Here is an 8,821-nt window from a genome sequence, read left to right as displayed (position 1 = left end):
GGTTAGCCTGATTTACTCTGCCAGCTCATTTTAAGTGTATGTATTTTAATCGCTATTTTTTTTGTTTAAAATTATTTTTATAAATAAAAAACTGATAGATCATTCTAGTGTACACGTGTAAGCTCTATTTAACTTTTTGTGGAGACGCTACATGCTTAATGTTCTAACCAATAAATTATCACTGACGTTATTTAATAACGATACGTTTAAGGCTTACTTCGCGCCATTTTCAACGAAACCGATTGCCGTACTGATGGGTGAGATGTTTGCCGCTACAGTCGTGAACATGAAGACTGAAAACAATGACATGTATTCATTAACATTAGCGATTTCAGGCAAGGTCAATGAGCAAGTATTTTCATTCCAACCTGGTCAATATATTGAGCTGCAAGTGAAAAAGAATGGCAGCTACATTAAACGTCCTTTTACTATTTCATCTTCGTTAGCGCAGTTACAGCAAGATAAAACCATCACCTTAACCATTAAAAAGCAATTTGCAGGCCGTGTGACGCCTTGGTTATCCAGTGCTATTAAGCAAGGCGAAATGTTAGGTGTTTCACCGGCGAAAGGTGATTTTGTATTGAGTGCTGCATCAAAAATGGCATCAAATAAAGAGGTGATATTTATTGCTGGTGGCAGTGGTATTACCCCTTTTCATAGTTTGTTGTTATCGCATGTTATGAATAACCCGACGATAAATTTTACGCTATTGTATTTTGCCCGAGCTAATCAGCATGCATTAAACGGCAGCTTAGTGGCATTAGAGCTGGAACATAACAATTTCACCTTGAAATTATTAAAAAGTGAGCGTGATGGTCATTGTTCTGCAGCGCATATCAATGCAGTAACGAGTGATTTACAGCGTAGTGAAGCCTATATTTGTGGCCCAAATAGCATGATGGATAGTACTCGAGAATTATTATTGGACATGGGACTACCTGAAGAATCATTGCATCTTGAGCAGTTTGGGTTAGCAAGTTTTCGTAATGTCGACCTTAATGTTGTGCGTAACGTGTCGTTTGCAATAACCAATAAAGACATAGTTGTTGATGAAGACAATCAGCAAACACTGTTAATGCTCGCCGAGGATAATGTCGTCCCAGCTAACTATGGTTGCCGCATGGGCATTTGCCAAGAGTGTAAATGTAAGAAAGTAAGTGGTGTGGTTTATAACAGCCAAACCAAAACATATTCCGATACCGGTGAAGAAGATATCCAAGCCTGTATCAGTGTACCAGTGACTGATGTCGTGATTAATTTATAGGGATAAGATGATGGCAGAGTTAAATAAAGAGTTAAATAAAGAGTTAAATAAGAAGTTTGGTAAAAAATTAAATGAAGAGCAGTTAGAACAGCTGGCAATAGATCTTGATGGCGTAAAAGCCAACGCCATGGAACAAGTTGGCAGCTTTGATGAACGTTATATTAAAAAGATTGTGCGCCTGCAGCGTAGCTTAGAAATTGCGGGACGTATTTGTTTGGTATTGGGTTTTATGTCGTTGTATTTCTGGGGGGTGGGCGTACTGCTATTAAGCGCATCGAAGATCTTAGATAACATGGAAATTGGTCATAACGTTCTGCACGGTCAATATGATTGGATGAATGATCCAACGTTTAATTCACAAACGTTTGAATGGGATAACGCCTGTAGCTCGGAATCATGGAAGCGCGTGCATAATTATGAACACCATACTTATACTAATATTGTCGGCAAGGATCGCGACTTTGGTTATGGCTTGTTACGCCTAAGTGATGATTTTTCTTGGCGCTTACGTAACTTATGGCAGTTCGGCACCTATCTTGTGCTCAGTACGTTATTTCAATGGGGGATCGCATTCCATGAAATGGCCGGAGAACGGGTATTCTTTGGTAAGAAAAAAGCGGGTCGTGAGTCGCACGTTGATATCGCGCAATTAAAAAAAGCATTTTACAGCAAGTCAACCCGTCAAATTCTCAAAGATTACGTTATCTTCCCATTATTAGCGGGCCCGTTTTTTGTGATGGTATTGCTGGGTAATTTAGCGGCTAATTTATTGCGTAACTTTTGGACTTCAACGATTATTTTCTGTGGTCACTTCCCAACAGAAGTGTATACCTTCACCGAAAAAGAATGTGAAGATGAATCACGTGGGCATTGGTATTATCGTCAAATTTTAGGCTCGGCTAATTTAACTGGCCCTAAATGGTTCCATATTTTAACTGGTCATTTAAGCTGTCAGGTTGAGCATCATTTATTCCCAGAAGTGCCTGCGCATCGCTACGTGGCAATGTCAAAAGAAGTGCAAGTTATCGCGGCTAAATACGGTATTGCTTATAACACCGGTAGTTTCTTTAGCCAGTATGCTTCGGTTGTACAAAGAGTGATTTATTTCTCCTTCCCGGTGGGAAAAGTGACTGGTAAGAAAGCGGCGTTGTATCCACGATTTTAATCCGTAAATATTCCGTTAATATACTTAGTACGCATTAAGGATATCAGACAATTGTTATGCAAAAACGCTGCAAGTACATCCTTGTAAGCTTGGCTTTTTCATCCATGAAAAAGACATTTTGCCAACAAATGTCTATATCCTTGAGTTGGGTTAATTATGTTTACTTCCAAAGGAGTTGCGGCCAGTTTTGTGCTTGCGCGTGCTGGGCTAATTGCGGACAAGGGTTAACAACATGCGGATAGTGGCTAAATAAGCATAACGGCAGATCGTTAATCGAGTCGGTATAAAAGTAGCTGTCGGTATAGATCTCGGTTTGTTCTGCCAACCAAGACTGCAAACGGATAACTTTACCGTCACGGTAACTGGCTACACCTAGAATATTTGCCGTATAGCTGCCATCTTCGATTTGCATATCAATGCCCATCGCATGCTCAATACCGAGTTTTATTGCTACTTTTTTGACAATAAAACTCACCGTGGCCGAGATTAATACTGCGGTGATATTATCTTGTTTTAGTTGCGCTAATAGTTGCTGTGCTTGCGGGAATACCGTTGGCATAATATATTTTTCGACACATTCATCAACTAAGCTATCGACTTGTTCTTTAGTCAACGGAGCAAGCGGCGCCATGGAAAAATTAAGGTATTCTGGCATATCTAATTCACCTGCCGCATATAACGCCATTAAACGTTGATCTTCGGCAAGAAAATTAGGATCGGTAATAATGCCTTTTTGCACTAAAAACTGATGCCATAACATCCCGCTGTCAGCACCGATCAAGGTTTCGTCTAAATCAAAAATATACAGAGCTTGGCTCATGTCATTTACTCCCTTAACTTACTTGTTGTAATTCATTTAAATTAAACAGTAGCTCTAGCGGCGTCCCCGTCTCGAATAATCGCTCTGATGAACGATTCAGTAAATCGACGGTAATATCACAGCCTTTTACATCCACTTGATAACGTATCACATTACCTAATAATTGATGATTTTTAATAATGCCTTGGCTTGGTGTTGAAATATGTTGACCATAATCACGACCGGGTTCTCGAACATAAATAGATTCGGGACGGATAGCCAGTTTGCCATTAATTTTAATATTAAGTACGTCTTGTGCTTGCTGCGCGGATAATAAATTATAATTACCCATGAATCCGGCCACAAATTCATTGTGTGGTTGGGTATATATTTGCTCGGCACTGCCTTGCTGTACAATAGCACCTTCGTTCATTAAGAAGATACGATCAGACATAGTCATGGCTTCTTCTTGATCATGGGTCACAAAAACCGTCGTTAGGTTGAGTTCTTTTTGGATATCACAAATCTGTTGGCGTAAATGCTTACGGATACGCGCATCTAACGCAGAGAGAGGTTCATCCAGTAATAATATTTTGGGTTGCACCACTAATGCTCTTGCCAGTGCCACACGTTGCTTTTGACCGCCAGATAATTGATGTGGATACTGCTGTTCTTTGCCTTTTAGCTCAACCAATTCGATAACACGGGCCACTTGCTTGGCAATCTCTTCTTTACCGAGTTTCTTCATTTTTAAACCGAAGGCGATATTATTCGCCACCGTCATATTAGGAAACAAGGCGTAGGATTGAAACACCATGCCAATGTCTCTTTTTTGTGGTGCTAAATCGGTGAACTCTTGGTTACCGACCCATATCTCACCAGTTTCAACGTTATTAAGCCCCGCAAGGCTACGTAATAAAGTTGATTTACCACAACCGCTTGGACCGAGTAGGGTAACAAACTCACCCCGGTCGATAGTGAAGTTAATGTCAGAAAATACGGTATTACTACCAAAGCTTTTTTGTAGATTTTTTACAGTAACAAAACTCATGATTGAGCTCCTCGGCTAATACGGCTGGCCAACCAAGTGAAAAGAAAAATAAAGGCGAAATAAGTCATGACTAATGCAGACGTGAAATGACCACTGGTTTGACGCATGTTGTATAAATAAATTTGCAGGGTTTCATAACGCGTACCCACCAAAATGTTCGAAAATACAAATTCACCCAATAAGAATGAGAAAGATAAAAACAGCGATGCCAGTAATCCTTTCTTCAAGTTGGGTAAAATAATTAGGAAGAAGGCTTGTGCGGTACTCGCGCCCAGTAAGTGGGCTGCATCCATCAGGTCGGCTAAATTAATCGCTTCAAAACTATTAGCAATGGCGCGGTACATAAACGGCAGAGCGATAGTGAAATAAGTACCGATTAAGATCCACGGCGTACCAACAATTTGTATTGAGCTGTCTGCGTATATTTGCAGTAAACCCACAGATGACACCACTGGTGGTACTGCAAAAGGCAATAAGATCAGTATATTCATCAAGCCATTTAATTTAGGAAAATAATAAAACACCACGAAAATGGCTGGAATGATCAACAGAGCACTGAGTAATAATGCGCTAATACAAACAAGCAGTGAGCGACCAAATGCAGCAATAAAGCGTGGGTCTTGCCATAGTTGACTATACCAATCAATAGTAAAACCGCTTGGTAGAATAGTTGCGCCCCAGCTCGATGAAATTGAATATACAAACGTAGCGAGGATCGGGATGATCAATACTGCTATCGTGCTATAAACAATGACTTTATGGAACAGCGAAGAATTAGCGTTTTGCATGGTAACTCCGACTAATAAGCAGTTGGTTGATAAGCGTGATGAACGCCAGTAATAAGATAAGTAATACTGAAATCGCTGCCGCTAGATTCGGTTCAAGGAAAATATCGCCGGATACCAGACTGGCAATGCGCACGGTAATCACATTGTAGTTGCCCGATGTTAACGCGTAGATACTGGCATAGGCGCCCATGGCATTGGCAATTAAAATGATAAAAGTGCCCAGCAAGGCGGGTGATAATACCGGTAGGCCAATGTAACGCCAGAACTGCCAATTTTTAGCACCCAGCAAGGATGATGCTGCTTGCCAATCATCACTGAGGGCATCGAATGCAGGATAGAGTAGTAAGGTCGCCAGTGGCACTTGAAAATAGATATAAATAGCCAGTAATCCCCACTGACCATACAAATTAAAATCATCAATGATGCCGTATTTCTTCAGTAGTAACGTCAATGCGCCGTTAAAACCGAGAATAATAATAAAGGCAAACGCCAGTGGCACACCGCTAAAGTTAGCGGTCATGTTGGTAAAGGAAACGATCAAGTCTCGTACACGAGAATCAAAACGGCGTAATGACGATACAAATAATGCCGCAATGATAATGGCGATAAGGCTCGAGGTGATAGCTAACCATAAACTGTTAGTAAAGCCTTGGAGAATAAAAGCAGAATCAAAAATTTCTTGATAATTTTCTAGGCTAAGTTCACCTTCATAAATGAAACTGTTGAATAATACCCATAACATCGGGGCGATTTGAAACATAAAAAACAGCAGTGCAAACGGCAGTAAGACGAATGCCGGTTTCAATTTAGTTAATCGCAATAGTTTGCGGTTTGACTTGCTGCTTGAGGTGTCCACTGCGGCAACTGAAATAGTGTTCATAGACTATTTACACTCTTTTCTGCTCGGCGATTAGGGCTAGTGTTTGTGTCGATGTTTGTGTCAACAGTGCAGGGCTGTTGGCGAATAAGTTCAGGCTGCTTGCTTAATAGCGCTGAATTATAAGCTTTACCATGATCGACCAATCCTAATAGTTGGCAAACGTTGCCACATAACTCGGTTTGCTTCATTGCTGTTGGCTGGTGGCTAAAGCCGTTACCGATAACAAACAAAGGCACCGCGCGTTCTTCAGGTAATATACCGCCATGGGATCTATCATTGTTCATGCCGTGATCACTGGTGATAAGGAGCTGATATCCGGCGTCTAACCAAACATCGACATAGTTAGATAAGATGATATCGACCCGACGCGCGGTATTACGATATTGGCTCGAATCTAAACCAAATTTATGGCCTGCATCATCGATGTTCATCGGGTGAATAAGTAAAAAATCAGGCTGGTGGTGTTGACGCAAATTTTCAGCATCTAGAAACACCATTTCATCAGGATAGTGGTCCATATGATAGAAACAACCATGCTGAATATTTAGGCTTATATCGTCAGTAAAGCGATCACGAACCGCATTGTAAGGGGCGATGTTATATAGCTCACTCATCCAATGATAAGCTGCTGCGGCCGTCGTTAGTGAGGCTTGCTTTGCTAAACTAAATACGCTGCTGTGGTGTGACAGACGGACAATATCATTATTCACTATGCCACTTTGCGCTGGTGTTACCCCTGTTAATAAACATTCGTACAGTGGGCGTGACATTGATGGTAGTTCACTGATAACCGGATAAAGTGTTGCTCGATCTTGCTCTATTAATGCATTCAAGTAACCCATGCAATCACGGGCTACTTGATGATTAAGACCATCGAGAACAACAAGGATGACTTTATTGTTCATTGATTGCTCTTTTAGTGGAGGTGAAGTAGTACTTCTCACTGATTATGAAAGAGTACATTTCTATTCGATATCAAGGAGTACATTGTTACTGGATATGCAGAAGTACATTTTCTTGCCATTGACGCGGCAGTTTACGTGCTGTTTTTTCCCACGCTTTAAAATCAGTTACCGAATGTACATTGCTGTATTGTTCATTTGGTAATAATTGCGCTTGGATTTCTGCTGGTAGCGTTACGTTGTCACGGATTGGACGCGCATAACCTTGTGCTAAATTAATTTGACCTTTATCACTGAAGATATATTCACGCGCAAGTTTTGCCGCATTAGGGTTCTGAGCATATTTATTAATAATGGTGGTGTAACCAGATATCACCGAACCATCTTGTGGAATTGATACGGTGAAACGGCTACGATCGATTTGATCGCGATAGTTCAAGGCATTAAAGTCCCAAAGAATAGCCACTTCGACTTCGCCTTTTTCAAGATTAGCTAAGCCCGGATCATTGAGCGATAGACGGCCTTGTTGGGCCAGCTTAGAAAAGAATTCTACTGCTGGTTTGATGTTTTTCTCACTGCCGCCCAGTGCAAAGGCTGCAGCTAATACGGCGTTATTGGCTTGTGATGCGATGCCAACATCACCGACGGTGACGCGGTAATCACCTTTGAGAATATCGTCCCATGATTTTGGTGGATTTTTAACTAAATTGTTATTAGAAATAAATGAGATAGTACCTGTGTAAGCCAGTGCCCAGTGACCGTCTTTATCTTTAGCCCAGTCAGGAATACTGTCCCAAGTTGTTGGTTTGTAAGTTTGTGTTACGCCTTTTTTTACTGCAACACGGGCAAATGCAAAACCTACGTCACCAATATCGGCAGTTGCATTGGTTTTTTCAGCAGAGAATTTAGCAATTTCTTGTGCCGAACTCATATCGGTATCTTGGTGTTTTAAGCCATAAACCGCGCCCAAATCTGCCCAAGTTCCTTTCCAGTTCGCCCAGCTATCTGGCATGCCGACGCTGTATACAGCGCCTTCTTTTTTTGCTGCACTAATAATTGAATCAAGATCATCATTGGCATTTACAACTGTAGTCATCAAACTTGCGATTAATGTAGTACTGGTTAGTAATGTTTTCATTATCTCTATCTTCCTAGACAGGTGAGTAAGTACCAGTGCATATTATGTTTTTTATGTGACAGCTTTTATGCATTTTTATGACACTTTAATGAAAGCACGATGACAACAAACGCCGCTTTTTAGATAACCCCATTACCCTATGTTTCAATCTTAAAATTAGAGTAATCATCTACCATGTAATGGTTTGGTGACAGGTCTAACCTTTTTGGCGTTTGTGGTTTAGATTTATATTGTACTGCGTTATGATTACCAACTCAGAGTTACGTAGGATTGAACTAATAAGGATGTGAATGTTCATTAAGTTAATTAATGTTAAAAACAATATCACTAGAAAAAAAGCTGCTATTAATAGCGGCAAGCCTATCGTTACTATTTATTGGCTTAAGCACTAGCTATTTTTTATATGTCCGTAGTAATGTCATCGAACAACGTCGATATGCATTGGAACCCCAGATTAAATTTATCGGCTCTCTTATCAAGGGTTACCATCAAGACTACCTTGACGGTAAGTTAAGTCTTGTTCAGGCACAACAACAAGCGATTAAAAAGATCCACGAAATTAATCTTATAAATGACGATTATACTTTTGTTTTTAATGACGACTATCTGCTCTTAGAATCAATTAATAATGCCGAGATGCGCAATAAAAATGTCAAAGATGAGGTCGATATTCGTGGGGTCAAACTATACCAGTTGTTACGTAACGAAGCCGTAACTCGCGTGAATGAGGGTTATTCGCATTATTTTTATTACGGTAGTGTGAACCGAGCGCAGCAGGCTAAAATATCTTACTCGCAGTATTTTTCACCTTGGGGGTGGACCTATGGTGAAGGG

At 40.6% G+C, this 8,821-nt stretch carries 9 protein-coding genes; 3 read left to right on the top strand and 6 right to left on the bottom strand.

The annotated features are described in order from the left end of the window. Positions 1–151: 151 nt before the first annotated feature. Both QNK26_RS10745 and QNK26_RS10740 read left to right on the top strand, forming a co-directional pair. Positions 152–1,264 carry an iron-sulfur cluster-binding domain-containing protein gene (locus tag QNK26_RS10745; RefSeq protein ID WP_319222835.1) on the top strand — a complete coding sequence of 371 codons (1,113 nt, stop codon included), beginning with the start codon at positions 152–154 and terminating at the stop codon, positions 1,262–1,264. A 10-nt stretch (positions 1,265–1,274) separates the two neighbouring features. Continuing rightward, on the top strand, positions 1,275–2,429 hold the full coding sequence (locus tag QNK26_RS10740) for a fatty acid desaturase family protein (RefSeq protein WP_413816360.1): 1,155 nt from the start codon (positions 1,275–1,277) through the stop codon (positions 2,427–2,429). 160 nt (positions 2,430–2,589) lie between these two features. Here the strand turns inward: QNK26_RS10740 and QNK26_RS10735 are convergent, their stop codons facing one another. The 6 genes from QNK26_RS10735 to QNK26_RS10710 all read right to left on the bottom strand — a co-directional run bounded on the left by QNK26_RS10735 (position 2,590) and on the right by QNK26_RS10710 (position 7,987). Continuing rightward, a complete protein-coding gene (locus QNK26_RS10735) occupies positions 2,590–3,249 on the bottom strand; it encodes an HAD family hydrolase (protein WP_319222833.1) in 660 nt (219 codons plus the stop codon). A 13-nt stretch (positions 3,250–3,262) separates the two neighbouring features. Next, on the bottom strand, positions 3,263–4,279 hold the full coding sequence (locus QNK26_RS10730; protein WP_319222831.1) for an ABC transporter ATP-binding protein: 1,017 nt from the start codon (positions 4,277–4,279) through the stop codon (positions 3,263–3,265). Then, a complete protein-coding gene (locus tag QNK26_RS10725; protein WP_319222829.1) occupies positions 4,276–5,067 on the bottom strand; it encodes an ABC transporter permease in 792 nt (263 codons plus the stop codon). Before QNK26_RS10725 ends, QNK26_RS10730 begins: the two co-directional genes overlap by 4 nt. Beyond that, entirely contained in the window at positions 5,054–5,947 is an 894-nt protein-coding gene (locus QNK26_RS10720) for an ABC transporter permease (RefSeq protein WP_319222828.1), read from the bottom strand. Before QNK26_RS10720 ends, QNK26_RS10725 begins: the two co-directional genes overlap by 14 nt. Further along, positions 5,944–6,852 (bottom strand): alkaline phosphatase family protein, encoded by a 909-nt coding sequence (locus tag QNK26_RS10715; protein ID WP_319222826.1) that lies wholly within the window; start codon positions 6,850–6,852, stop codon positions 5,944–5,946. The genes QNK26_RS10720 and QNK26_RS10715 overlap by 4 nt, the downstream gene beginning before the upstream one ends. A gap of 85 nt (positions 6,853–6,937) precedes the next feature. Then, positions 6,938–7,987 carry an ABC transporter substrate-binding protein gene (locus QNK26_RS10710; RefSeq protein WP_319222825.1) on the bottom strand — a complete coding sequence of 350 codons (1,050 nt, stop codon included), beginning with the start codon at positions 7,985–7,987 and terminating at the stop codon, positions 6,938–6,940. A gap of 309 nt (positions 7,988–8,296) precedes the next feature. Between QNK26_RS10710 and QNK26_RS10705 the strand changes: the two genes are divergently transcribed. After that, a partial coding sequence (locus QNK26_RS10705; protein ID WP_319222824.1) for a cache domain-containing protein occupies positions 8,297–8,821 on the top strand: 525 nt, incomplete at its 3' end.

The sequence above is a fragment of the Moritella sp. genome (genome assembly GCF_033791185.1).
Lineage (GTDB): Bacteria > Pseudomonadota > Gammaproteobacteria > Enterobacterales > Moritellaceae > Moritella.
Note: the sequence above shows the minus strand (reverse complement) of the source record. Positions and strands in the feature narration are given on the sequence as shown.